Origin of the sequence: Streptomyces sp. DH-12 (genome assembly GCF_002899455.1) — a bacterium.
Taxonomy (GTDB): Bacteria; Actinomycetota; Actinomycetes; order Streptomycetales; family Streptomycetaceae; genus Streptomyces.
Map to the genome: position 1 here is coordinate 6,600,127 of NZ_PPFB01000001.1, position 23,293 is coordinate 6,623,419.

19 protein-coding genes and 2 pseudogenes are annotated in these 23,293 nt (G+C 67.9%); 10 read left to right on the top strand and 11 right to left on the bottom strand.

All coding sequences use genetic code 11. From position 1 onward, the window contains the following. Positions 1 to 96 precede the first annotated feature (96 nt). The 3 genes from C1708_RS28875 to C1708_RS28885 all read left to right on the top strand — a co-directional run bounded on the left by C1708_RS28875 (position 97) and on the right by C1708_RS28885 (position 2,787). Positions 97 to 942, top strand: a complete 846-nt coding sequence (locus tag C1708_RS28875) for an endo alpha-1,4 polygalactosaminidase (RefSeq protein ID WP_106415439.1) — start codon at positions 97 to 99, stop codon at positions 940 to 942. A 419-nt stretch (positions 943 to 1,361) separates the two neighbouring features. Further along, positions 1,362 to 2,024, top strand: a complete 663-nt coding sequence (locus C1708_RS28880) for a transposase domain-containing protein (RefSeq protein WP_274543376.1) — start codon at positions 1,362 to 1,364, stop codon at positions 2,022 to 2,024. Between the two features lie 232 nt (positions 2,025 to 2,256). Then, on the top strand, positions 2,257 to 2,787 hold the full coding sequence (locus C1708_RS28885) for an FCD domain-containing protein (protein ID WP_241911344.1): 531 nt from the start codon (positions 2,257 to 2,259) through the stop codon (positions 2,785 to 2,787). Between the two features lie 470 nt (positions 2,788 to 3,257). Here C1708_RS28885 and C1708_RS28890 read toward each other — a convergent pair whose 3' ends face one another. Both C1708_RS28890 and C1708_RS28895 read right to left on the bottom strand, forming a co-directional pair. Next, positions 3,258 to 3,878 (bottom strand): IclR family transcriptional regulator, encoded by a 621-nt coding sequence (locus C1708_RS28890; RefSeq protein WP_106415441.1) that lies wholly within the window; start codon positions 3,876 to 3,878, stop codon positions 3,258 to 3,260. 368 nt (positions 3,879 to 4,246) lie between these two features. Beyond that, on the bottom strand, positions 4,247 to 4,816 hold the full coding sequence (locus C1708_RS28895) for an acyl-CoA dehydrogenase family protein (RefSeq protein ID WP_198602625.1): 570 nt from the start codon (positions 4,814 to 4,816) through the stop codon (positions 4,247 to 4,249). Between the two features lie 325 nt (positions 4,817 to 5,141). On the opposite strand from C1708_RS28895, the gene C1708_RS28900 reads away from it, so the two are divergent. Then, positions 5,142 to 6,017 carry a PAS domain-containing protein gene (locus C1708_RS28900; RefSeq protein ID WP_106415443.1) on the top strand — a complete coding sequence of 292 codons (876 nt, stop codon included), beginning with the start codon at positions 5,142 to 5,144 and terminating at the stop codon, positions 6,015 to 6,017. On the opposite strand, the pseudogene C1708_RS28905 reads toward C1708_RS28900, so the two are convergent. The 6 genes and pseudogenes from C1708_RS28905 to C1708_RS28940 all read right to left on the bottom strand — a co-directional run. Continuing rightward, a pseudogene (locus tag C1708_RS28905) lies at positions 5,972 to 6,562 on the bottom strand (IS630 family transposase); the annotation flags it as partial. The gene C1708_RS28900 and the pseudogene C1708_RS28905 overlap by 46 nt on opposite strands. A gap of 737 nt (positions 6,563 to 7,299) precedes the next feature. Then, positions 7,300 to 7,755 (bottom strand): TIGR02611 family protein, encoded by a 456-nt coding sequence (locus C1708_RS28915; RefSeq protein ID WP_106415445.1) that lies wholly within the window; start codon positions 7,753 to 7,755, stop codon positions 7,300 to 7,302. A gap of 615 nt (positions 7,756 to 8,370) precedes the next feature. Next, a complete protein-coding gene (locus tag C1708_RS28920) occupies positions 8,371 to 9,588 on the bottom strand; it encodes an FAD-dependent monooxygenase (RefSeq protein ID WP_241911345.1) in 1,218 nt (405 codons plus the stop codon). Between the two features lie 387 nt (positions 9,589 to 9,975). Further along, positions 9,976 to 11,331: a flavin monoamine oxidase family protein gene (locus C1708_RS28925; protein WP_106415446.1), complete on the bottom strand. Its 1,356-nt coding sequence runs from the start codon at positions 11,329 to 11,331 to the stop codon at positions 9,976 to 9,978. A 245-nt stretch (positions 11,332 to 11,576) separates the two neighbouring features. Beyond that, complete coding sequence (locus C1708_RS28935) at positions 11,577 to 12,089, bottom strand: TetR/AcrR family transcriptional regulator (RefSeq protein WP_198602627.1); 513 nt, start codon at positions 12,087 to 12,089, stop codon at positions 11,577 to 11,579. A gap of 104 nt (positions 12,090 to 12,193) precedes the next feature. Further along, positions 12,194 to 13,399, bottom strand: coding sequence for an FAD-dependent oxidoreductase (locus C1708_RS28940; RefSeq protein ID WP_106415449.1), 1,206 nt, complete (start codon positions 13,397 to 13,399; stop codon positions 12,194 to 12,196). A 311-nt stretch (positions 13,400 to 13,710) separates the two neighbouring features. Between C1708_RS28940 and C1708_RS28945 the strand changes: the two genes are divergently transcribed. From C1708_RS28945 to C1708_RS28960, 4 genes are all read left to right on the top strand, one after another. Then, positions 13,711 to 14,262, top strand: a complete 552-nt coding sequence (locus C1708_RS28945) for a TetR/AcrR family transcriptional regulator (protein ID WP_106415450.1) — start codon at positions 13,711 to 13,713, stop codon at positions 14,260 to 14,262. Further along, complete coding sequence (locus C1708_RS28950; protein WP_106415451.1) at positions 14,259 to 15,791, top strand: MFS transporter; 1,533 nt, start codon at positions 14,259 to 14,261, stop codon at positions 15,789 to 15,791. Before C1708_RS28945 ends, C1708_RS28950 begins: the two co-directional genes overlap by 4 nt. Before the next feature lie 127 nt (positions 15,792 to 15,918). After that, entirely contained in the window at positions 15,919 to 17,688 is a 1,770-nt protein-coding gene (locus tag C1708_RS28955; RefSeq protein ID WP_106415452.1) for a phosphatidylglycerol lysyltransferase domain-containing protein, read from the top strand. Positions 17,689 to 17,713: 25 nt separating this feature from the next. Next, on the top strand, positions 17,714 to 19,030 hold the full coding sequence (locus C1708_RS28960) for a cytochrome P450 (RefSeq protein WP_106415453.1): 1,317 nt from the start codon (positions 17,714 to 17,716) through the stop codon (positions 19,028 to 19,030). A 449-nt stretch (positions 19,031 to 19,479) separates the two neighbouring features. Here the strand turns inward: C1708_RS28960 and C1708_RS28965 are convergent, their stop codons facing one another. Beyond that, positions 19,480 to 20,082 (bottom strand): TetR/AcrR family transcriptional regulator, encoded by a 603-nt coding sequence (locus C1708_RS28965; protein ID WP_106415454.1) that lies wholly within the window; start codon positions 20,080 to 20,082, stop codon positions 19,480 to 19,482. Between the two features lie 30 nt (positions 20,083 to 20,112). Between C1708_RS28965 and C1708_RS28970 the strand changes: the two genes are divergently transcribed. Together C1708_RS28970 and C1708_RS28975 are read left to right on the top strand one after the other, a co-directional pair. Beyond that, positions 20,113 to 21,486, top strand: a complete 1,374-nt coding sequence (locus C1708_RS28970) for a cytochrome P450 (RefSeq protein ID WP_241911347.1) — start codon at positions 20,113 to 20,115, stop codon at positions 21,484 to 21,486. Between the two features lie 53 nt (positions 21,487 to 21,539). Next, positions 21,540 to 22,419: pseudogene (locus C1708_RS28975) on the top strand (IS5 family transposase). A gap of 15 nt (positions 22,420 to 22,434) precedes the next feature. Here C1708_RS28975 and C1708_RS28980 read toward each other — a convergent pair. Continuing rightward, entirely contained in the window at positions 22,435 to 22,827 is a 393-nt protein-coding gene (locus C1708_RS28980) for an Imm7 family immunity protein (protein ID WP_106415456.1), read from the bottom strand. A 282-nt stretch (positions 22,828 to 23,109) separates the two neighbouring features. Continuing rightward, positions 23,110 to 23,244 carry an acyl-CoA thioesterase family protein gene (locus C1708_RS33660; protein WP_107503094.1) on the bottom strand — a complete coding sequence of 45 codons (135 nt, stop codon included), beginning with the start codon at positions 23,242 to 23,244 and terminating at the stop codon, positions 23,110 to 23,112. Positions 23,245 to 23,293 lie beyond the last annotated feature (49 nt).

Below are 23,293 nucleotides of genomic sequence, written 5' to 3' on the forward strand. Positions count from 1 at the left end.
GGTGGGCGGCCCAGCGCCGCGAGTCCGGACCGAGTCGCCAGGACCGATGTCGTGTCCGAGGCGGGGACGTGTCCCCCCACGTGGAGCTCGTCCGTCATGCGTAGCAACCGTGTCCTGTCCCCCCGGACCGCGGCCCTGCCGGCGGCGTTCGCCGCCCTCCTCGCCCTGCTGACCACGGCGTGTTCGGGAGGTGCGGCCCTCGGTTCCGAGGCCGCACCCCAGGTGACGCCACCCCCCGCGCACGCGGGGTTCGACTACCAGCTCGGGGGTGCCTACTCCCCGCCCGACGGGGTGGACGTCGTCGTCCGCGACCACACGGCGTCGCCCGCTTCCGGCCTGTACAACATCTGTTACGTCAACGCCTTCCAGGCCCAGCCGGACGCCGAGAAGGAGTGGGACTCCGACCTCCTCCTACGAGACGACACCGGTGAGGTCGTCATGGACGAGGACTGGGGCGAGGCGATGCTGGACATCAGCACCGACGCAAAGCGCCAGCGGGTCGCCGAGAAGGTGAACGGCTGGATAGACACCTGCGCGTCCAAGGGCTTCGACGCGGTCGAGCCGGACAACTACGACAGCTACACCCGCGCGCCACAGGGCCTCCTGGGCGCGGAGGACGCCAAGGCGTTCCTCGCGCTGCTCGCCGCCCACGCCCATGACGAGGGTCTGGCCATCGGCCAGAAGAACACCACCGAACTGGCCTCGGAGCGTGAGAAGGTGGGCCTGGACTTCGCCGTGGTCGAGGAGTGCGGCAAGTACGAGGAGTGCGACGTGTTCACCGAGGCCTTCGGTGACGAGGTCCTGGTGATCGAGTACGACGCGCAGGGCCTTCAGCGGGCCTGTGAGGGCTGGGGCGACGACGTCAGCGTCGTCCGCCGCGATGTGGACCTCGTGCCCGCGGGGGAGGCCGGACACCTGCGTCAGACCTGTGACGACATGTGAGGCCCCGGCCGTGCCACCAGCGCGTTCCACCTACTGGAGGACAGCATCGCTCTGGCGGACCGCGCGGTGTGTGCCCGGCTCCTGAAGACGATGGCCAAGGCCGTGGGTTCACGTTTTCCGAAAGGGGCTCGGTAGCCGGACTCACGGGTGCTGCGTCCAGAACGGTACCGGAGCGGACCCGGGTTCGTCCGGGCCCGCCGAATCAAGGGGTAGACCGTAACGGGCCTTGACCCAAGGCCGGGTAGTTAGCGTTTCCGCTGGTCACGCAAGGGGCGTTGGCGGGTTCTTGACGTGGAGCAACGGAGCTCGTTGGTACAGGCAGTCGTCCAAGACAGCTTGTCCCGCAAGGAGCTCCGTTGCCCGTTCATTGTGTCCTGCTGACGGCGCTGACGGCCATCGCCCGTACGGTGACGGTGGCCGTGGGCCGGTTCGCTCCCGGACATCTTGGAGAGCTCACGCCTGTCATGCCGTTCGAGCTGGTCGACGCGGTCTTGTCCGAGACCAGGACCGTGCAGCGGCGATTGCGTGATCTGCCCTCGCGGGGCGGTGTCTACTTCCTCCTGGCGATATGCCTGTTCCCCAAGGTCGGCTACCTGCTGGTCTGGGACAAGCTGACCGCCGCTCTGCCGGGGATGGTGATCGTATGCCCGAGCACGAAAGCGCTACGTGATCTGCGCCGCAGACTCGGCAGCGCGCCGATGCGGGCGCTGTTCGAGGTGCTGGCCGGGCCGTTGGCCCGGCCGACCACGCCGGGGGTACGGTTCGGCCCGTATCGGACGGTGTCGTTCGACGGCTGCAGCTCGATCAAGGTGCCTGACAGTGAGCGCGACCGGGACTGGTTGAGGCGGTGCCCTCACGGCGGCTGTCCTCAGGTCGAACTGATGACATTGGTCGAGACCGGCACCCGGGCCGTGATCGGAGCTGTCTTCGGTCCCGCCCGGGAGGGCGAGACCTCCTACGCCACCAGGTTGTTGCATCATCTGGGCCTCGAGGTGCTGGTCTTGTGGGACCGGGGCTTCGACGCCAACGGCTTCCTCGCCGCCGTGCACGCCACCGGTGCACGGATCCTGGGCCGTATTTGACAGCGCCGGCGCCCACCGGTCCTCCAGCCGCTCGCTGGCTCCTCCTACCTGTCGGTCATCGGCGGCGTCCCGGTGCGCATCATCGAGGCCCGTGTGAGCGTCATCTGCACGGACGGCAGCACCTTTGAGGGCTCCTGCCGCCTGGCAGCCGCGCTGCTGGATACCCACCGCTACCCCGCCGGCCGCCTCGTGCACCTCTATCACGAGCGTTGGGAGCACGAGAGCGCCTGTCATGCCCGGGCACCTCACCCACGTCCTGCGCCGCATCGCGGTCGAGGGATGGATCGAGCGACTCCCCGGGTGTGGACGGAAGTTCCAGCCCGTGCTCACCTCGATGGAGTCCTACCAGGACAGCTACCGCTTCCGGCTGACCATCGAACCCGCCGCCGTCCTCGAGCCCGGCTTCGTCCTCGACCGCGAAGCCCTCGAAACCGTCCGCGCCCAGCAACAGCGCCTGGTCGACGGAGAGATCCGCACCATCGGCAACGCCCAGCTGTACGACCTCGACAGCCGCTTCCACGGGACCGTCATGGCGTGCAGCAACAACACCTTCTTCATCGACTCCCTGCGCCGCGTCGACCGGCTGCGCCGCCTCATCGAATACCGCCGCACACTCCAGCGCGACCGCGCCGCCGTCCGCTGCGCCGAGCACGTACGGATCGCCGACCTCCTCCTGGCCGGTGAACGCGCCGAGGCATCCGCCTATCTGCGTGAGCACCTGTCCTCCGTCGGCCAGGAGAAGACGGGGCAGTCGGACGGATGACGGCCCCGTCGGCTCACGACGCCGACCCGACCTCGAGAACCGGGCAATCCCGGGCAGGACGACCACCGGGATCTGCGGGACCATCAGGAAGTGCGCGCTGCCGCTCACTGGCAAGGCGTGGGTGAACCGGATCATCACCGGCCCTGGCGTCCTCGACATCACGGACGGCGGCCCGGTCCTGGTGAAGACCGCCCGGGTGCGGACGCCGACGAGGTCGTCGCCAAGAGCGACGCGAAGCTCGTCACCACGGAGGACCTGGGGAGAAGGACGTTCACGTCGTCGACACGGTGCGCACCCGTGGCGAACGGGATGTGGCGACGTTGATCGAGTACGCTCGCGAATTCGCCGGTGGCGTCCCCGAGACCACGCTTCGGATCGCCGACCGCGCCCACCTGCCCCTGGAGGCCCCGGACGCGGTTGTGCAAAGGCTGGACGCGCCGTATCGAACGGCCCGCCGAACCGCGCTCACCTCAGGTGAAGTCCGTCGCCCCGATCGACCGGGTGAACCGAGGGCTGACCGCGTGGAGCAGCGCCGCGTATCTCACGGGGGCCGCGCGGTGCAGCGGCGCGGTGACCGACAGCGCGGCCATGACAGGGCCCGTGGTGCCGTACAGGGGGACGGCGACGCTGACGTATCCGAGACGGGCCTGTTCGTTCTCCACCACGTAACCGAGTTTGCGGGCCTGCGCCATCTCCGCGAGCAGGGCCGTGGGGGTGGTCACGGTGTGGGGCGTGATCCGTGTCAGTGGAGCGCCCAGGACCTCGTCGAGCAGTGACGGCGGGCCGAAGGCGAGGAATACCTTTCCGGTGGCGGGCCCGTGCAGCGGCATGCGGCCGGCCACCCGGGAGGGCCAGGCCACATGTCCGTGACCGTAGACCTTCTCCAGGTAGAGGACGTCGAGGCCGTCGGGGATGGAGAGGTGGATCATCTCCCGTGTCGCCTGGTGGAGGTCCTCCATGTACGGGCGCGCGATGTCGCGCAGGATGCGCTGGCGGGGGACGCGCTGCCCCAGCTCGAACAGGCGCAGCCCGAGCCCGTAGTTCTGCCCGCGACGTTCCAGGACCGGCCGGACTCCGCCGGGCGCCGCCACGCATGCTCCTGCGACGGTCCGGATCGGCGCGAGGCCGGTACGGGAGAGGACGGTCGGCTGAGAGACGGGCAGAGGACCGTGTACGGCGTCATCGTGGTGGCGCGGGCTACGCCCAGGACGACCCGGTGCTGAGGGGCGGCCGGTCGGTGACGAAGCCGGGGCAGTCCGAACGTCAGCTGCCGCACGATGCCTTCCCGCGGCCCGAGGGGAACGTGGCCTTCGCGGCCGGCCGGATCCGGCAGGTACCGACGGACAGTGCCCTGTGGATCCAGCGGCTGCCGTGCGGCATCGCCCCCAGCTGCCGGAAGCGGCCGCCCAAGGACTCGTCCGCCTCGGAAAGCGTGACCCAGTGGCCGCGCCCGCGAGACTCACAGGAAGCCCGGGACGGTGGGCGGTCGGCCCATGAGCACCGCACCGGCGCCGTCGTACATGGCCTGGCCCAGAGTCGCGTGCAGTTGTGGCACCAGCGCGTCCTGCCGCAGCACCTGCATCGGGTGGTCGTTGCTGATGATCCCGGCCCCCGAGATCGAGCAGAGATCGTGCACCACCTGCGCGGAGACGTCGGCGACGTTCGCCGCGGACAACCGGATCCGGGCGAGCTGCTCCGGACTCGGCTCGTCGGCGACATCGAGGTAAAAGGAGCGCGCGGAGTGCAGGGCGGCGTACGCCCTGGCGAACGTCGTGCGGTAGTAGGCGCGGTCGGCGAGCGGTGGAGCGCCGGTGATACCGGTGCGCGCGCCGGCCTCTCGCACGTGGTTCAGGGCGGCCCGGGCGACTCCGAGGCCGACGGCCGAGTGGACCTGGGCTTGAAGACCGATGAGCGGGTAGCGGTAGAGCGGCTCGTCGACGGCCGAGAACGGCTGGCCGATGATGCGCTCGCACCGCAGTTCGGCGAGGGCGAGATCCTTCGGGCAGCATTTCGATGTGCTTGGAAGCACCGAAGCGCGGGAGGCGATCAGCAACGTGGACGGGCTGTCCGCGCTGCGCCGGGAGATCATGCCGCTGGACGAGGACCGGCCTCTCGGGAGACTTCTCGCACAGTTTCGCCGCAACGGCGGAGACGAAGCGACTCCGCGTTCGCCGACGCCGCTGAGGACGGACACCGCCCCGGGTACCGGACGCTACCCTGAAGGAGCGGGAGGAGTGGACGCAATGGGACACGACAGGGTCGGCCATGACAGGTCTCATTAACTCCGGTGACGGAAAGCCGGAAGCACCCGACCGTACCTGGCTCCGGAGCTGACGCCCGACAGCGCGACAGCCGTGCTGGACGACAGCCTGCGGTTCATCGCCTGGAGCCGGGAGGCCGAGGAACTCTTCGGCCATCTCCCTTCGGAGGTGCTCGGCCGGTCCGCCGACGAAATCCTGGCCGACGCGGCGACGGGCGCCGGCGTGTACTCGGCCGGTGGCGCGCGGGCGCAAGAACTCGGAATCCGATCGGTGCGCCGTCGTGACGGCGGTCCGCTCTCCGTGGCACTGACCCTCAAGCCGTTGTCGTACGGCGCCACCGGATCGGCCTGGCTGGTCGTGGCAACGGACGCGGAGGGGCTGCACCGGCGGGCGGCGGATCGGACGGTGCTCGCCGGACTGCAGCACGATTCGCTGATTCACCTGGTCGTCTACGACAATCACGCCCGCGTCCGGTCGAGCAACACGGCCATCGAGAAGCAGTTCGGTGTGACGCCGGAGGAGGTGGTCGGCCGGTTCACGAGTGAGATCGTCCCGCAAGGCGTCGTGTTGAAGCAGGAGGGCGGACAGCCCACAGAGGTCGAGGAGATCGTCGAACACGTCGTACGGACCGGCGAGCCGCTGGTCGACGTGCGCTATCTCAGCTCGGCCCCACTCGATTCGCACCGCGAGCACGTGTGGACCTGCTCCTGCTTCAGGCTGCAGGACGAGAGCGGCCGGACGATCGGGGCCTGCGAGGTCGGCATCGACATGACCGACCGCTATGTGGCGCGGCAGCGGCTGGCCCTGCTGAGCCGGGCGAGCGGCAGCATCGGCGGAACCCTCGACATCCGGCGCACAGCGGAAGACCTGACACAACTCGCCGTCCTCGAATTCGCGGACGCAGCCAGGGTCGACCTCGTGGAACCGGTCGGCAGCACGGGCTGGGACCGGTCCAGGGCCTGGATCTGAGACTTCTCGTCCACACAGAGGACCAGGGCCTTCTCCGGCGGGTCGAGGTAGAGGCCGACGACGTCACGGACCTTGTCGATGAACAGCGGGTCGGTGGACAGTTTGAATGTCTGCGAGCGGTGCGGCGCGAGGGCGAAAGCCCGCCAGATCCGCGAGATCACGGCCTGGGACATGCCGGTGGCCGCCGCCATCGACCTGGTCGACCAGTGGGTGGCGTTCTTCGGCTTCTCCTCCAGCGTCTTGGCGACGACCCGCTCGACGTCCGCGTCGGTGATCTTCCGCGGGGCACCCGGCCTGGGCTCGTCGGACAAGCCGTCCAGGCCGCGTTCGATAAAACGCCGCCGCCAGGTGCGGACCGTGTCCGGAGAGACACCCAACCGGCGTGACACCTCCATGATCGAGTGCCCCTCGGCACACTCCAGCACGATCCGTGACCGCTGAGCCAGCGCCTGCGCCGTCGAGCGACGACGCACCCAGCCCTCCAGCACGGCCCGCTGGGCATCGGTCACCGACAACGGCGGAATCCTCGGACCCGGACGACTCATACCGAACCAACGGCAAATCTCCGACTCAGGTCACTAGCCGACACAGCGCAGTTGGAACTTCCGATGGATTACCGTGAGTTCGTGGAGCTGTACGGCGGAGGAGAGATCAACGAGTACTTGGCCGTTAGCACACCTCCGGTCCAAGGATCGCCCTACGGGTGTCTCCTCGACAGACTCGACCCCACACTCTCGGACCGGGATTGGCAGGAATTGGACGCTGTCCTTGGTGGGCAAGGCGTGCCACCTCTGTTGCCCTTCGCGGACTCGGCGAGCAGCGGTGTCGCCTTCTGGCTTCGGAAGGGTGCATCCGACAGTTGGAGATTGGCCACTTTTCGTAGGCAGGCGCAGTATGGGGCGAACCGCTGGACTGTCTTCGACGGTGACATGGCACAGTTCTTGGTAGACGTCCTGACTGACGTAGTGGATCCGTTCAGCGAGCGGGTCTCAGGGCCGGGCCCGCACATGTTCGTGAACTGGCGCGAAATGTAGCCCAAAGGCGAACTCGCGCGTCCCCCGAACCTACTGCCGTCCTTGACGTCACCAGTTGACCGCTCACCTCATTGTGTTAGCCGTTGTTAGTCACCCGGCCTCAGACCTGCTGCGTATCTCGCCGAAGTCGAGTACCGCAACCGGAAACGGAAGACGCCTCACCTCCCAACTCGCGACTCCGAAACCAGGTGATTGGACGAACAATAGAAGATCTGCCTTGTCGGCGGCACCGCCGGACCATTGCTGAATCACTGCTTAATTTTCCACGGTACAACTATGCCGAACTTCCAGAGGTAGATTCCTGTCAGCGCTGTGATGATCACGAGCCCCGCCGTGGTGAGAATGATATTGCGCCGCCGTACCTTAGGGTCGAGTGCGCGCTGGGCGGCTTCGGTGACCTTACGCCGGGTCCAGCGTAGGACGATCTGTGCCCAGGCGAATTCGGTCGCCCAGATGGCCATGCCACCGAAGATCACCAGCCAGCCCGGGCCGGGCAGCACCAGCATCGCGACGCCGGCCCCACTTACGGCGAGACCAACGACAAAGATTCCGACCTGCCAGCCCAGGCGGAGGAAACTTGACTTCCGGATGAACTCGGGGGCCCGCGAGCCCAGTTTCCGCTCCGTCGCCCGCTCGTCCCACACAGCGGAATCAGCGGTCACCGTCACGGCGACCTTATTCTGGTTATCATTCTCCGCGTTCATAAAGCCCAACCTATCGGAACCGAGACCTTGACCGGAATGGAGGTATGACCCAGAGGGACACACGTGAAAACGAACGGATTGAAGCACCGCAAGGTGCGTACGGTGGTGGACACCTCTGCGCGGAACGGGACTGGAACGAGTGCGAGTGCCTCACGCGGTCGACCCAACCGGCTGGCTCAACCCCCAGACTGAAAAGCCCATCCCGCTGCTCTGAGGCCCTGATTCGCGTAGTGGTGATCGACCACACTAGCCGGAGGCTGACCCGAGAATTCATCCCAAGACCGGAAAGGCCCACAGCGGGCCCAGTGAGAGGCCGCTACTGTCAGGCGGACTTTCTCGGCTATTCCTGACCCGAAAACGGTCGGCCTGGCGCAGCAACAGATTGGCCAACTGGACGACCTGAACCGTTTCGATCGGTTCCTCGAAGCCAACGGTGCGATGACTGGTGGGGTTCATGGAACGGCTCTTGGCTCCGGCGAACAAGGCGAAGTCTGACTTCTGTTCGTGACATCAGCGCGACGTCGACGAGGGAGCTTATCGAGCCCGGAGGCGTCGCGGCCGGCGACCTCGATCACCTTCATGGCGGCGAAGTCCGCGGCCTCGTGGTGGGGGCTGTCAGACGGCGGCGACGTCGATGGACATCTCCTTGAACGCCTTGTCCAACATGGCCGTCATGACCTTCTTGCCGACGCGGTTGGTCAGTACCTTCTGCATGGCGGTGCGTACGATTTTGTCCTTGCGGGTCTGGGGGACGAATGTCGGCAGGCCTTCGGTACGGGCGGACTTCTGTTGGAGCGCCATGAAGGGGCGCAGTTTCTGGTCCCATTCGCGCAGGGCGCGGGGAGTGTTGCCGGGGTTGCGCTGGAGCAGGGTGCCCAGCAGGTCGGCGCCGGCCATCGCGGTGGAGGCTCCCATGCCGGAGTAGAGGGTCAGGCACCAGGCGGCGTCGCCGAGCAGGACGATCCGGTCGGTGTGCCAGGTGTCCATCTCGATCTGGTGGGCGGAGTCGAAGATGTAGTCCTCTGCCTGCTCGAACTGCCGGAGCAGGTGGCCGAGGACGGGGCCGACGGGCTCGGGTCCGAAGGCGGCGCGAAGGGACTCGATGGGCGGGCGGCGGAACTGGGCGTCCTCGTCGTCGGTGCGGTAGTTGAACAGCAGTCCGGGCTGGTGGTCGGTGAAGGGGAAGGTCCACACGGAGCGCCCGGGTTCGGCGAGGACGATGCCGTCCTGGGGCCGGTAGCCGGGGACGGGTTCCTTCATGGTGGTGGCGGCGACGATGTGGTGCAGCGGGCGCATGAACCGGCTGTCGGGGCCGAACGCGAGGCGGCGGACGGTGGAGCGCAGGCCGTCGGCGCCGATGACGAGGTCGAAGCGCTCGGTGGTGTCCGCGGCGTCTTCGCCGGTGGTGGTGCGGAGGGTGACGTCGACGCCTGCGGGGTGTTCGTCGAGGGCGGTGGGCGTGGTCCCGTAGCGGATTTCGGTGCGGGGGGCGACGGTGTCGTAGAGGGCGGTCTCGATGTCGCCGCGCAGGATCAGGCGAGGGCCACCGGGCAGGTCGCCGTAGCCCATCCCGGGACGGCGGCGTCCGTCCCGCTCGACGTCGTAGGTGATGCTGGTGGGGTCGGTGCGGTTGCCGATGGCGTCGAGGATGCCCATGCGCTTCGCGGTGGCGCGGCCGGTTTCGAAGAGGCCGATGAAATAGCCGGCGGCACGGCGTTCGGGGGCCCGCTCGACGATCACGGGCTCCCAGCCGATCTCATGCAGGCGCATCGCAGTGGCGAGGCCACCGATGCCCATGCCGACGACCAGGGCTCGGGGTGTGCTGCTGTTCACTTGGGGTCTCTCCTCTGCAGTGCGGGTCCGTGACTGCGGATCCGCTACGTGATGCGGCGGCCGGGGACATGGGGACGGCGGGTGCGGCGGCGGGATCCTGCCTGGCAGGGCGCGGCGGAAGAGCAGACCGTGGACGACGGCTCCGATGGTGCAGGGAGACGGCGGACCGAGTGCAGAGCGCGGAGCCGATCTCCAGCGTGCGCATGCCGGCGTGCTCTGGGCGTGCTCTGGGCGGGCTGGGGGCCGGTCCGGGGTGGACTGTCCAGCCCCTCCCGTCGTTGCTGCTCTTGGCCTGCGGTAGCGAACCGCGAAGAGCCGGTGGTCAGGTGCCTTGCGGGAGGTTGCGCACGGCGGTCCGGGGGACGGGGCCGGCGAGGGCGGGTGTCGTCACTGCCCGGCGTCGAGGCGTGCTGCCACTTCGGTGGCCGCGCGCTGTCCCGAGAGGATGGCGCCGTTCATGGTGCCGGAGGTCTCGTCGGCTGTTTCGGTGCCGGCCCAGTGGACGCGTCCGACCGGCTCGCGCAGGAACGGTCCGAAGGTGGTCCACGTCTTCGGCCCGACTGCCGGGTTCGGCCCTCCGGGTGCGAAGCTGTCGTTGCCCCAGGAGAAGTCGGTGTAGTCGATGGCGTGGCGCGCGGGCGCACCGTACAGGTGGATGAGGTGCCGCATGACGCGGCGGCGGCGCTCGGCCTCGTCGTATGCGTCGAACCCGCGCGCGTCACAGAAGACCATGAGGATGCCGGGGCCATCGGCGTCCGGACTGACGTCGAAAGTGAGGAAGGCGGTCTCGTCGTCGGACATTCCTTCTCCCGAGAGACCTTCGTCCCGCCAGAAGGGGCGGTCGTAGGCGACGAAAGCCTTGCTGAGTGCTCCCAGCCGCCAACTGCGCGAGAGCCCGTAGTGACGCTCCGGGAGGGCGGGCGTGAACTCGATGGTCGAGCGGTGCGCCGGCGACGCCGTCACGATGACGTACCGGGCCTCGACGGTGTGCTTGCTGGTCTCGACCGTGACGCGTTCGCCGGCCGTGGTGATGCGCTCCACCGGGGAGGCGACGAGCAGGCAGTCTTCCAGCGTGCCGGCGAGCCTGCTGACCAGTGTGTGCATCGTTCCCAACAGCCGGTCCTGCTGGTCGCCGCCCTCGACGGCGAGCATGTGCTCGATACCGCCCAGGTTCTTGATGTACCGCATCACGTTGAACAGGGAGACCTCGCCGACGGGTGCGCCCCAGTGCACCAGGCTGAACATGTTCATGAACTTGCGGGTGTCCTTCAGGGCGTGCTTCAGGGTCAGCCATTCGCCGAGCGACATCGAATCGAAGTGCTCGGCATGGGGGTGTTCCCAGGGGGACGAGACGGGAAGGCCGTCGACCATCTTCTGCAGGGTGCCCATGATCCGCGTGAGGTCGAGCATCGCCCAGGGCGCCATGGACGTGGCGCTCTCGATCTTGCGCTTGCCTCCGAAGGACATGACGCCCTTGCCCGGCTGGGACTGGGGCACGAACTCGCAGTCGAATCGGCGTGCGAGGTCGCGCACTGCGGTGTGACCCGGTGCGACCCAGGTCGCTCCGGCGTCAACGGGGACGCCCGCGACCTCGACCGTGTGGATCCGTCCGCCGACGCGGTCACGGCCCTCGATGACGACGACGTCGTACCCGGCTCGGGAGAGCTGGTCCGCTGCCGTGAGCCCTGCGAGCCCGGCGCCGACGACGACGACGTCGGCGGATCGGGTGCTGACACTGGTCATGGTCGCGCTCCGTTCGTATGCGGCCTGCCGGCCGTCTAGCTCTTCCCAATACTGTACTGACATGTCAGTACAGTTTTCAAGTCGGGTGCCATGTTCCGAGGTGAAGGTGGAAGGAGTTGTGGGCGATTAGGAAGAACGGCTTCCGCGGGAACGCCACCACATGCGAGAAGACCGCCACTTCCTGCAAAGTGGCGGTCTTCCTTGCGTCGATCCTGCTCCGGGCGAAATCCCCTAGGAAGCGGACCTCAGGCGCCGGGGCTGGCAAGGTCCTCCAGCTTGTTACGCAGGGCGACGAGTTCGGCGCGATCAGGCTTGAGCCCCCATCCGGTCATCAGGCCGGCGCCGTCGATGGCGTTGAGGATGACCGTGCGCGCTCCGACCGACAGTCCGTCCTCGGCCATCTCGGCCTTCCAGGCGGCCCCATCTTCGGCAAGAACTTCGGGCACCCCGGGGGTGACGGCGAGGGCAGCCAGAAGGAACAGCCGCTCGCCGACCGCATCGATCTCGTCGCCTTCCAGAGATGCGCGGATGAACGCGCGTGCCAGACGCCCGGGCTCCTGGCCGTCCTCAACGTTGTCATGCACCGCTTTGCGGAACTGGGTGAGCACATCGCGGGTCAGGGCGACCCACAGCGCGTTCTTCGAGCTGTAGTGGTAGATCACGGCCCCGCGAGTCATCCCGGCCGCGTCCGCCACGTCATCGAGGGTCGCCCGGGCTCCCTGGGCCACGACGACACCCCTCGCGGCGTCCAGGATCAACCGCTTGGTGTCCTCAGGTCCTCGTCCTGCTGTGCGTCCCATTGATCTCTCTCATGTGCAGTTGACGTCGTTCGGCGACCAGTGTGCCCGGTCGCGCGATCTCGTCACAGCTTGGTGATCTGCTTGGGGCGGGAGGGCTCAGCCCCGAAGGGGGTCTTCCTGCGGTTGCTGTGCCTTGTCAGTATCGCCGGGATGGTGGCCAGCAGGTCGCCGATCCCTCCAGTGAGCGTGGCCGCGCGGTTGCGTCCCTCGGCCCGGGTGCTGAACTCCACGGTCCGCGCCGTAATGCTCTGTGCCGTCTTGGCGAAGGGACGGATCTCGGCCTCGAACCGTGCGAAGGCGAGAGTGACGTCATCGGTGTCGCGGAGGGACTCGGCGAGCACCTTGGCGCCCGGCAGGGACGCGTGCGCGCCCATGCCGGAGACCGGGTCGATGCAGTGGGCGGAGTCGCCGAGGAGGACGACCCGGCGGGTGTACCAGCGTGGCAGTCGCACCTGTGAGAACCGGGTCAGTTTGGTGTCCTCGGACTTGCGTGCTGCCGCCGCGACGGCGCGCATGTCCGGACCCAGGCGCTCGACCATGTCACAAACCTGCTCGACCAGCATCGGCTCGTCCGGCGTGGTCGAGCCCGGCACGGGAACAACCGCCATGACCGACGTCTGGTCGGTGTCCAGGAACGGGTAGATCAGCGACAGCATCCCCTCGCGGGACGCGATCACCGCACGCCCGTCGGGCAGGGGCACGTCGGCGTTGATCCATACGTGGGTCAGGCCATTGCGGTACACGCTGTGCGCTTCTGACGCCAGCGTCAGCCGGCGCACCGTCGAGTGCAGCCCGTCCGCCCCGACCACCACGTCGAACGACTCCGACGAACCATCACTGAACCGGGCCAGGACGTCGTCGCTACGGTGCTCCAGCGCCTCGAGCCCGACGCCCAGCCTCTTCTGAACCGTGCTCGGCAGGTGCGCGAACAGCCTCGACAGCAGCACCGAACGGCGGGCCAGACGCCAATCGCTGTCGCCGTCGAGCTTGAGCTCGCGGACCTTGCGCGTACCCCACCGCACCGACATCGCCGGCGCCGCGAAGGTCACCTCGTCAATGATCTCCTGGCCGCCCATGAGTCGCAGCACCCGCGTCGCCTGAGCATCCAGTTGCAGCAGATAACTGCTCGGGTACGGCTCGGCCTCCTTGTCGACGAGCACGACCTCCCATCCCTCGTGCTCCAGCCACCATGCCGCGGCGCATCCGGCCATCCCGCAACCCACCACGAGAGCCCGTCGGCGAGCGGTCTCCACGGTCCCGGATGCCATACACCCTCCAAAACTAGTCTGACGCGTCAGTATAGTTTATGGGTGAGTGTGGGGCCTGTCAACGACGGGGGCCGCCTCGGTCAGGGCGGGGCGGCCTCATTGGCGGCGCCCGCACGGCCCGAGCGTGGTGCGCCGGCCCTCATGTGGCAGCAGTCGTTCTTCGATGCGGCCGAAGGGTCTCGGAATGACGTGGCCGGCCTGCGCGTGTGTGACGGCCGGTGAGGGCGTGAGAGTGGGGCCAGGGGATCGCGGCGGGAGTCGATGGCGTAGCGGGTGAGACATCATCGTCTCGTATGAGTTAAAGTTGACTCATGAGCTTCGATCGTGATCAAGTGCTGCGTGCCGCTGCCGATCTGCTGACGCGCAAGGCAACGGCGACCACCGAAGAGGTCGCCCGGGCCGCCGGGATCAGCAGGGCGACACTGAACCGCCATTTCCCCGGACGTGACGTTCTGGTGCGTGCCCTAGAGGACCTCGGTATCACCGAGTGCGAGGCGGCTCTGGACGCGGCCCGCCTGACGGAGGGGACGGCAGAAGAGGCGGTGCGCCGTCTGGTCCGTGCCCTCGAGCCCTGCACGAGCCTGCTTGCCTTCCTGTACTCCGAGAACCAGCTCTTCGAGGGCGAGGGGCAGCACGCGGGCTGGTCCCGTATCGACGCCCGGCTCACCGAACTGTTCCGCCGGGGCCAGGAGAGCGGCGAGTTCCGCATCGACCTGAGTGCGGTGTGGCTCACCGAGGCCCTGTACGGACTGTTGGCCGCCGGCGGCTGGGCGGTCATCGAGGGCCGGGTGGCCCGCAACGACTTCACTCACATGATCGCCGAGCTGCTGCTCGGCGGCACCATGCGAAGGGACGCATCATGACCCATCCCCTGAGTACGGCTGAACAGGCCGGCACCCAACGGGCTCCGGGCCGCTGGATCGCCCTGGGCGTCCTGGTCCTGGCCGTGCTGCTCGTCGCGGTGGACGCCACCGTCCTCGGACTGGCCACGCCCTACCTCAGCGAGGACCTGCAGCCCTCCGGCACCCAGCTGCTGTGGATCGGCGACGCCTACTCGTTCGTCCTTGCGGGCCTGCTCATCTCCATGGGAAGTCTGGGTGACCGGATCGGCCGCAAACGTCTGCTGCTGACGGGCGCGACCTTGTTCGGGTTGGTCTCCATCCTGAACGCTTATGCACAGACCCCCGAGATGATGATCCTCGCCCGGGCGCTGCTCGGTGTCGCCGGCGCCACGCTGATGCCCTCCACGCTCGCGCTGATCCGCAACCTCTTCCATGACCCGCGTGAGCGCAGCCTCGCCATCGGTATCTGGAGCGCCGCCGCCTCCGCGGGCATGGCGGTCGGCCCGATCGTCGGCGGTGTGCTGCTGGAGCACTTCTGGTGGGGCTCGGTCTTCCTGATCAACCTGCCCGTCATGGCGCTGCTCGTCGTCATCGGCTTCAAGATGCTGCCGGAATCGCGCAACCCCTCCCCGGGACCGTGGGACCTGCCGAGTGTCTTCCTGTCGCTGGTCGGCATGGTCGGCGTCGTCTACGCCGTCAAGGAGACCGCGTCCGAAGGGTTCTCCTGGCTCATCCTCGCGGCAGGCGTGCTCGGTGTCGCCGCTCTCTACGGGTTCGTCCGGCGCCAGCGCGCCCTGCCCGTCCCGCTGGTGGACGTCAGTCTGTTCCGCAACCGTGGCTTCAGCGGCGCCGTCCTGGCGAACGTCCTGACCATTCTCGGGCTCTCCGGGCTGCTGTTCTTCCTCTCCCAGTACCTGCAGCTGGTCCAGGACCGGCGGCCCATCGAAGCGGGCATCGCCGAACTGCCGGCCGCCGCGGGCGCGGTCGTGGCCGGTCTGGTCGCCGGCGCCGCGGCGCGACGCTTCTCGGTGCGCGCGGTCGTCTCCAGCGGCCTGGCCGCCATCGGCCTGTCCCTGGCCGCCCTGACCACGCTCACCCAGTCCACCGGCTACCCCCTGATCGGCACCACCCTGCTGGTCGTCGGCTTCGGCGCCGGACTGTCGTTCACGATCACCTCGGACATCATCCTGACCGCCGTACCCAAGGAACAGGCCGGCGCCGCTTCCGCGGTCTCCGAGACGGCCTACGAGCTGGGCACCGCCCTGGGCATCGCCCTGCTGGGGTCGGTCGTCACCAACATCTACCAGGACTTCACCGGACCGGCCGGAACCCCGGAGGCGGCACACGAATCGCTGGCCGGAGCCGTCGTGGCGGCCATGCACATGCCCGCCGACGCGGCCGCGGCGCTACTGGCAGCGGCCCGTGAGTCCTTCGTCGACGGCGTGGCACTCGCCTCAGGCGTCGGCGCCGGTCTGCTGCTGCTCGCCTCCGCCGTCGCCTGGTTCCTGCTGCGCGGCCAGAAGCTGACCAACGAACCCGTCGAGCACTGAGCACGAACGCAATCAGCGTCGGCGCGTGCCGTCGGCGGAGGGCCGGACAGGTTCTCCGCCGACGGCCGTCGGCGCGCTGCGGCTGTCACCAGCGCCCCACCGAGAACAGCCCGTTCAGGAAGAGACCATGAGTAACCGTCCCGCCGCCAACCAGATCTCTGTGGATCGCAGGTCCCTGCTCTCGCAGCGGGCGGCCGCCTACGCGGTGTGGTACTTGCGCATCGTCGCGTTCATCAACTTCCTCAGCGCGATATGGGTCTCCCTCGGCCAGGACGTACGCCGGCACAATCAGCAGGACCTGTTCACGCCGCACCTGCTGACCGCCGGCTTCACCTCCGGGGTCTTCGCCGCCTTCCTCGCGGTGACCATGCGGCGTCGCAAGCGCGCGGCGTGGATACTGAACACGGCCCTCGGCGGACTGTTCCTGGCGATCGTCTGCTTCGCCATGTTCTTCCAGGAGTTCCGACAGCACCCGCTGGACTGGATCTCCCTGTTCATCACCGTGACGTTCGTGGTCGCGCTGCTGCTGGGGCGGCGCGAGTTCTACGCGAAGGGTGACCGCTCCAACCCGAAGCTCGCCGCGGCGGTGGCCGTCGGCGGACTGCTGCTGTCCTCGCTGCTCGCGTGGCTTCTGGTGACGGTCGCCGACCACGCTCCGCACGGCACCGGCACCTCGTTCGCCGAGCGCTGGGGCTACGGCACCCTGCAACTGTTCACCGTCAACGTGGACGAGTCACGCTTCCCGGGCATCACCGTCGCGCACGGGGTCGATGTCGCCATCAACGTGCTCGGCACGGTGCTCCTCGTCGCCGTCGCCTACGCCGCGTTCCGGGCCCGCCGTGCCGTAGACCCGCTCAGCGAGGACGACGGGACACGGCTGAGGGCGTCGCTGGAGTCGTACGGAGAACGCGACTCCCTCGGATACTTCTCGTTGCGCCGGGAGAAGAGCGCGATGTGGTCGCCGACTGGCAAGGCGGCCGTCGTCTACCGCGTGGTGGGCGGAGTGTCGTTGGCGTCCGGCGACCCGATCGGGGACCCGGAGGCATGGCCGGGAGCCATCACTCCCTGGCTCGCCGAAGCGCGCGCCCACGGCTGGTCGCCCGCGGTCATGGGGGCGAGCGAGGAGGCGGGCACCATCTACGCGCGGCACGGACTGGACGCGCTGGAGCTCGGCGACGAAGCGATCGTCGACATCGCCGACTTCACCCTGGAGGGGCGTGCCATGCGCACCGTGCGGCAGGCCCACAACCGAGTGCAGCGGGCCGGATACACCGTGCGCATCCGGCGCCACCAGGACATCCCCGCAGACGAGATGGCGCTCCTCGTCGAGCACGCCGACGACTGGCGCGACGGCCACACCGAACGCGGATTCAGCATGGCGCTGGGCCGACTCGGGGACCCGGAGGACGGGCTGTGCGTGATGGCCGAGTGCCATGACGGCGACGGCGAGCTGCGGGCGCTGCTGTCCTTCGTGCCATGGGGCTCGAAGGGATTGTCCCTCGACCTGATGCGCCGGGACCGTGACTCCGACAACGGGCTGATGGAGTTCATGGCCATCGAGTTGCTGCGCCGCGCGAACGAGATCGGCGTCGCCCGAGTGTCCTTGAACTTCGCGATGTTCCGTTCCGTGTTCGAACGCGGGTCCCGACCGGGCGCCGGTCCGGTCCTGCGGCTGTGGCGCTCACTGCTCAGCTTCTTCTCCCGCTGGTGGCAGATCGAGTCCTTGTACCGCGCCAACGCGAAGTACCGCCCCACATGGGAGCCGCGCTTTCTGCTCTTCGAGAAGAGCGCGGACCTGTTGCGCATCGGGTTGGCGTCGGCCCGCGCCGAGGGCTTTCTGGAGGCCCCGGGGTTGCCCAAGTGGCTCCATCGGCGACGCCTGCGGATCGACAGCTAGGCCCCGAGACGACGAAAGACACACGATGGGTGACCGCCCCGACCAGGTGGCACAGCATTCCGCATGGGGCAACGGGCCCGCTGTGCGCGGCATGCGGCTGTGGCTGCCGGCTCGCTCCGGCGACCCGGTGGCGAAACTCCTCGAACCGGGCTTTCGAGGCGACGCCCACGCGCTGCACGCACGCATGCGTTCACAGGGCCCCGTCTACCGCAGCCGCACAGGAATGTTCGCCGTCCTCTCGTACGAACGCGGCTACCGGATTCTCCGGGATCCGCGTTACTCGACCTGCGAGTCACTCGTCCGTCCTTCCGGGGTGCATACGCTCACTCCCCGCGCGTACGCCGTTGCCGTTCCGTCCGTGGAGTCGGCTCTGCGGCACGCCGCGGTCCACGTCGATGCCGCGGCACGCGCCCTGGTCCGCCGGCTTGCGCATGGGGAATCCTTCGACGCCGTCGAAGGGTTCGCCTTCCCTCTGGTCGTGACGTGTCTGCGTGAGGTACTGGACGTCCCGCCGGGTGACTCGGAGCGCTTCATGAAGATCTGTGACGCGCTCGGCGGGCCCGCCCGTGGGGCTCCGGCGACGGCCGATGCCGAGGCGGTGCGTGATGCGCGCGAGGACCTGGCGGCTCTTGTCATCCGGCTCGAACGGGAGAGGCGCCACAGTACCGCCGACGACCTGATCAGCCGACTCGCCTCGTCCCGAGCCCGGGGCCCGGCCGCCATGGACCTGGCCGGCCCGGTCGATCAGGTGCGTCGGCGCGGTCTCCTGAACGCCGACGGGACCGCAAAGCCATACAGCGTCTCCGATCGGCTGGATCTGGAGGAGATCGCCGAACTCTGCGAGGCGTTGATCACCGTCGGCCTGAGCATCGCGGTCGGCCTGATCGGCAACGCCATCGCCGCACTGACGGCGCATCCGGACCAATGGAAGATGCTCACGGCTTCTCCCCGACTCGCGAGCAAGGCGGTCGAGGAGACCTTGCGCTTTGATCCCCCACACCAGTTCGCCCTGCGTGTCACCTCCGAAGAGGTAGAACTGGCAGGCCACACACTGCCGCGCGGAACCGGCGTTCTGGTGATGCTCGCCGCGGCACACCGCGACGTCGACCGGTTTGCGCGCCCGACGCGCTTCGACATCACCCGCGATGGTGAGGGCCACCTCCTCGTTCCGGACGGCGCCACAGGTCTGGCACTCTCGCTTGCCCGCCTCGTGGGACAGACCGCCCTGTGGACACTGGCGCACCGACTGCCGGAACTGTCTCCGGCAGGGCCTGCGGTGCGTCGCCCCAGGGGTACCGTCCGCGACTTCCTTCGGCTACCGCTCCGAGCACCTCACCTGTAGGCGCACCCCCGGGGACGGCCCACGTGTCGCGGGCAACTGGCAGGGACGCCCCATGCACGGGCGCCCTCCGACAACGTCCCGCGCCACATGCGGCAAAGGGTGTGAACGTCGGCCAGAGCGGACCACAGGGCGATCCTCCCTCAGGAGTTCACAACAGAAGAAGACTGATCACGCCATGTTCATGCAGGGGAAGGCAGTCTTCGTCTCCACAGCCGCGCGCGGTCAGGGCGCGGCGCAAGCGCGCCGGATGGCGGCCGAAGGTGCCGCGTATCTGCTCACGGAGATCCTCGACGCCACGGGCAAGGAGACCGCCGCCGGTATCGCCGAGGCGGGCGGGGGCGGAGTTCCTCCACCTGAACGTCAGGGAGAACGACGACGGGGAAGCGGTCGACTGCGCACTCACCGTCTGAGAAGCCGTCGCCCGTACCCCTGGTGGGACCTTGCCGCCGTCAGGCGGAACTGCCGCCAAGCAGCGATCGGACCAGGAGCGCGCGCCACTCGTCCCTGACGCGCACCTTCTCGCCCTCCGCGGTGTCGGCGAGCGCCGCCGCCGCGCCCCCCATCATCCAGAAGACGAACTGCACCGCCGTCTCCTGGCCCGACTCGGTCAGGTGGCCCGCACCACGCAGGTCGGTGACGAGATTCTCGATCAGGCCGTAGGAGTACTTCTCCTCGTACTCCCGCCACCTCTGCAGGCCGAGGGCGCCCGGAGCCTCGATCCAGCACAACCGCGCGTACACCGGATCGCAGCAGCGGTCGAGGAACGCATCGACCCCCTGCAGGGCCGCCTCGACGGGGCTGTCCGAGGTCGCCGCCCTCACGACCTCCTCCATCGCCCACGACTCCTGCTGGTCCAGGACGGCTTCCAGAAGCGCCTGCTTGCTCGCGAAGTGATGGTAGACGGCTCCGCGGGTCACCTGCGTCGCCGTCGCGACGTCCGTCAAGGACGTTCCGGCGTATCCCCGGGAAGCGAACAGCGTGGTCGCCTCGCTGAGCAACGCTGCGCGAGTGGCTTCCGAGTACAGATCCCTGCGGCTCTTGACGTCTGGCATACTCTGAGACTACAGACATACACAATGTATGTGACCGACTCTGTGTATCTCGCCTTCGCGGCCGAACCCGCGGCGCGCCCCGGAAGGACACCAGCCACGCGGCGCCGTCGGATCTGCGGGCGGGAGAATCCCAACGCACGAGAGGCCCGCAGGATGACCCGCGACTCAGCCGCTCCGGAGGACTCGGAGCGCAACAAGCCCTCACTGTTCGACCCGTTCGCGGAGGGGTTCACCGACGACCCTTATCCGCAGTACGCGCGCATACGGCAGAGCGCCCCCGTACATGAGCACCCGCTCGGCTTCTGGGTGGTGTCCACCTACGAAGACGTCTCGACGCTGCTGCGTTCAGGCGCCTCCGTCGAGCTGCGAAATGTGACCGGCCCGGGAACCTCTGAGCAGGAATCGACAGCACACGCCGCCCTCCAGCCGATCGACAGTATGTCGATGCTCGACCGCGATCCACCCGACCACACACGCCTTCGTCGCCTTGTGCAGAAGGCCTTCACGCCCAGGGCCATCAGCGCGCTCGAGCCCCGGATCCGGAAACTGACCGACGAATTGCTCGATCGGATGGAGGTCACGGGAAGCGTGGACCTGGTCTCCGCGCTGGCCTTTCCCTTGCCGTTCGCGGTGATCGCCGAGATGCTCGGTACGCCGCCCACCGATCATGCCCGGATCCGCTACCTGAGCAGGATCGCCGTTCGATCGCTGGAACCGGTGGTCGATCCGGAAATCATGAGCAAGGTCGAGGCAGCGCACCAGGAGCTCGTCGGCATCACGGCCGAAATGATCGCGTGGAAGCGCAACCATCCCAAGGACGACCTGCTCACCGCGCTCATCAACGCCGAAGAAGGCGGTGACGTTCTGAACGAGGAGGAACTGGTCGCCCAGGTGCTGTTGCTGTACATCGCCGGCCACGAGACCACAGTGAATCTGCTCGCCAGCGGCACCGTCGCGCTGCTGCGCAACCCCAGTCAGATGAAGACACTCCTCGCCGACAGGACTCGCGTGCCCGGAGCCGTCGAGGAATTCCTCCGCTACGACAGCCCTGTTCAGGCGAGCGGTCGTGTCACGTTGGAACCGACCGTGCTGAGCGGCGTCGAGATTCCGGCGGGCTCCTTCGTCATGGCACTGCTCGGCTCGGCCAACCGGGACGAGCGGCACTTCGGCCACGACGCCGCGCAGTTGCGCATCGACCGTCAGAACGCACACCATCAGGTCTCGTTCGGGGCCGGCCCTCATCACTGCCTGGGCGCGGCACTGGCGCGCTTGGAAGGACGAGTTGTGTTCGAGCGGCTGTTGGACCGTTTCCCGCGTCTTTCCCTGGCCGGGGACGTCACGTGGAACGGCCGGATCAACCTGCGCGGCCCCGCGACGCTTCCTGTGACCGTGGGGCGGCGCTAAGGCGTGTCTGGCGGATCATGAGCGTTCCAGTGTCCGTGGCCGTGCAGTTGGTCGTGGGCCGTGGTGATCTGACAAATGAGGAGTGGCTCCGTCTGGAGCCTCATCTGCCGGTGGGCGGACGGCGTGATGGGTGGTGGGCCAGGTCATCGGGGGATGATCAACGGGATCCTGTTTCGGGAGCGGACGGGGATCCCCTGGCGTGACCTTCCGGAGAGGTCCGGCAGGTGGAAGACGGTTTACGAACGGCACCGACGCTGGTCCGCCGACGGCGCCTGGGATCGGGTCCTCCAGGCCGTCCAGAGTGCCGCTGATGCCGAGGACCTGATCGACTGGAGCATGATGGGTGTCGACTCGACGTCCTGCCGTGCCCACCAGCCCGCCGCCGACGCCCGCAGGAAGGGTCCGCGGACACCGAAAATAGATCGGCGCCCCGGCGGCACCGCCCCGACGAAGGACTCGGAAGGTCCCGGGGCAGGCTGACGAGCAAGCTGCATCTCGCGTGCGACGGCGGCTGCCGGCTGCTCGCTCTCCTGGTCGCTCCCGGTCAGTGGGGCGATGCTCCGCAGATGATTCCGGTCCTCGAACGCATCCGCGTGCCCCGGACCGTGGAGGGACGGCCGCGCACCACCCCGGACTGGCTCGGCGCGGATAAGGCGTATTCATCCCGCAGCAACCGCCGGTACCTAGCAGGCGCGGCATCAAGCACACCATTCCCGGACCGAGGGACCAAAGAGCCAATCGTCGGCGCCGTGGCAGCAAGGGCGGTCGCCCCCTCGGCTTCGACAAGGAACGGTGCAAGCGCCGTAACGAGGTGGAACGGACGATCAACCGCCTCAAGAGCTTTCGTGTCGTCGCGACTTGCTCCGACAAGCGAGCCTACGTCTTCCATGGCACCGTCACCTGGCCACGATCAGGCTCTGGCTCCGAGCGTGAACCGCTGCCGGTGCCTCACCCAGTGAAGGGATCTTCCACCGTAGGGATGTACGGAGACAGCAATGCCTCCGTGTGGTGCGTGACCCTGCCTCGGACGAGCCTCAGCACGCGTACCTCGTTCTCGTGTTCCGGTTCCTCGTCATCGATAACGTGGAGGAGCCCGTAGGAACCAGGGGCAACCACTGCCACATGCTCGAACAGTTCGACAACGTCAGGCGACGAGCGGTGATTGGAAGAGCCGCCGAGGTGGATGAACGGCTCGCCGTTCATCCACCTGAGATCAAGCAAGTACGGGCTTTCCATCTGGGCAAGGTGGAGGTGCAGTTCATCGACGATCTGCCGCAACCGGGGCTCGTCGTCATCGGTTGCGGTCTCTCTGACCGTGATCCACCCGTGATACTCAAACATCTCACGATCGTAGTGATGACCTGCTTCACCGTTCCGATCGCAGCATGATCCGTCGGACACGTATTACTCCCGCCCAGGTCAGAGCTGTGCGGAGCAGTGGCGGCACGGGGCACCTCGCCCACGCCGTCCCTGCGCGCCGACACGTAGGCGATGCCTGCCCCGCAGGTCACTTCGGTCGCGCGTAGCCGGCTGAAGCACACCTCGAAAAACTCGTGCTCCCCAGGCGGGCCGGCTCCACGGCGATCGTGATGTCGTCATCGTCACCGCACCGCACCCGGACCGTCAGTCGATCTCGGAGCGGACGAGTTGGAAGTCGATGCCGTGGTCTGCCATCTCGGTACTCCTTGGGCCTCGGTGCTGCAGGAAAGCGGACAGGATCTCGTCGAACCAGACGAGGTACCGGGCGTTGAAGACCACGCCCTACTGGTCCGCCTCGCAGTAGCGGACCTGCGACGGTTCGACGAAT

Bases quoted from the DNA above. Each gene is read 5' to 3' on its own strand.
- C1708_RS28940 (WP_106415449.1), bottom strand. From the start codon at position 13,399: ATGGCATCCGGGACCGTGGAGACCGCTCGCCGACGGGCTCTCGTGGTG.
- C1708_RS28925 (WP_106415446.1), bottom strand. From the start codon at position 11,331: ATGACCAGTGTCAGCACCCGATCCGCCGACGTCGTCGTCGTCGGCGCC.
- C1708_RS28875 (WP_106415439.1), top strand. From the start codon at position 97: ATGCGTAGCAACCGTGTCCTGTCCCCCCGGACCGCGGCCCTGCCGGCG.
- C1708_RS28955 (WP_106415452.1), top strand. From the start codon at position 15,919: ATGAGTAACCGTCCCGCCGCCAACCAGATCTCTGTGGATCGCAGGTCC.
- C1708_RS28915 (WP_106415445.1), bottom strand. From the start codon at position 7,755: ATGAACGCGGAGAATGATAACCAGAATAAGGTCGCCGTGACGGTGACC.
- C1708_RS28965 (WP_106415454.1), bottom strand. From the start codon at position 20,082: ATGCCAGACGTCAAGAGCCGCAGGGATCTGTACTCGGAAGCCACTCGC.
- C1708_RS28960 (WP_106415453.1), top strand. From the start codon at position 17,714: ATGGGTGACCGCCCCGACCAGGTGGCACAGCATTCCGCATGGGGCAAC.
- C1708_RS28950 (WP_106415451.1), top strand. From the start codon at position 14,259: ATGACCCATCCCCTGAGTACGGCTGAACAGGCCGGCACCCAACGGGCT.
- C1708_RS28885 (WP_241911344.1), top strand. From the start codon at position 2,257: ATGCCCGGGCACCTCACCCACGTCCTGCGCCGCATCGCGGTCGAGGGA.
- C1708_RS28980 (WP_106415456.1), bottom strand. From the start codon at position 22,827: ATGTTTGAGTATCACGGGTGGATCACGGTCAGAGAGACCGCAACCGAT.
- C1708_RS28945 (WP_106415450.1), top strand. From the start codon at position 13,711: ATGAGCTTCGATCGTGATCAAGTGCTGCGTGCCGCTGCCGATCTGCTG.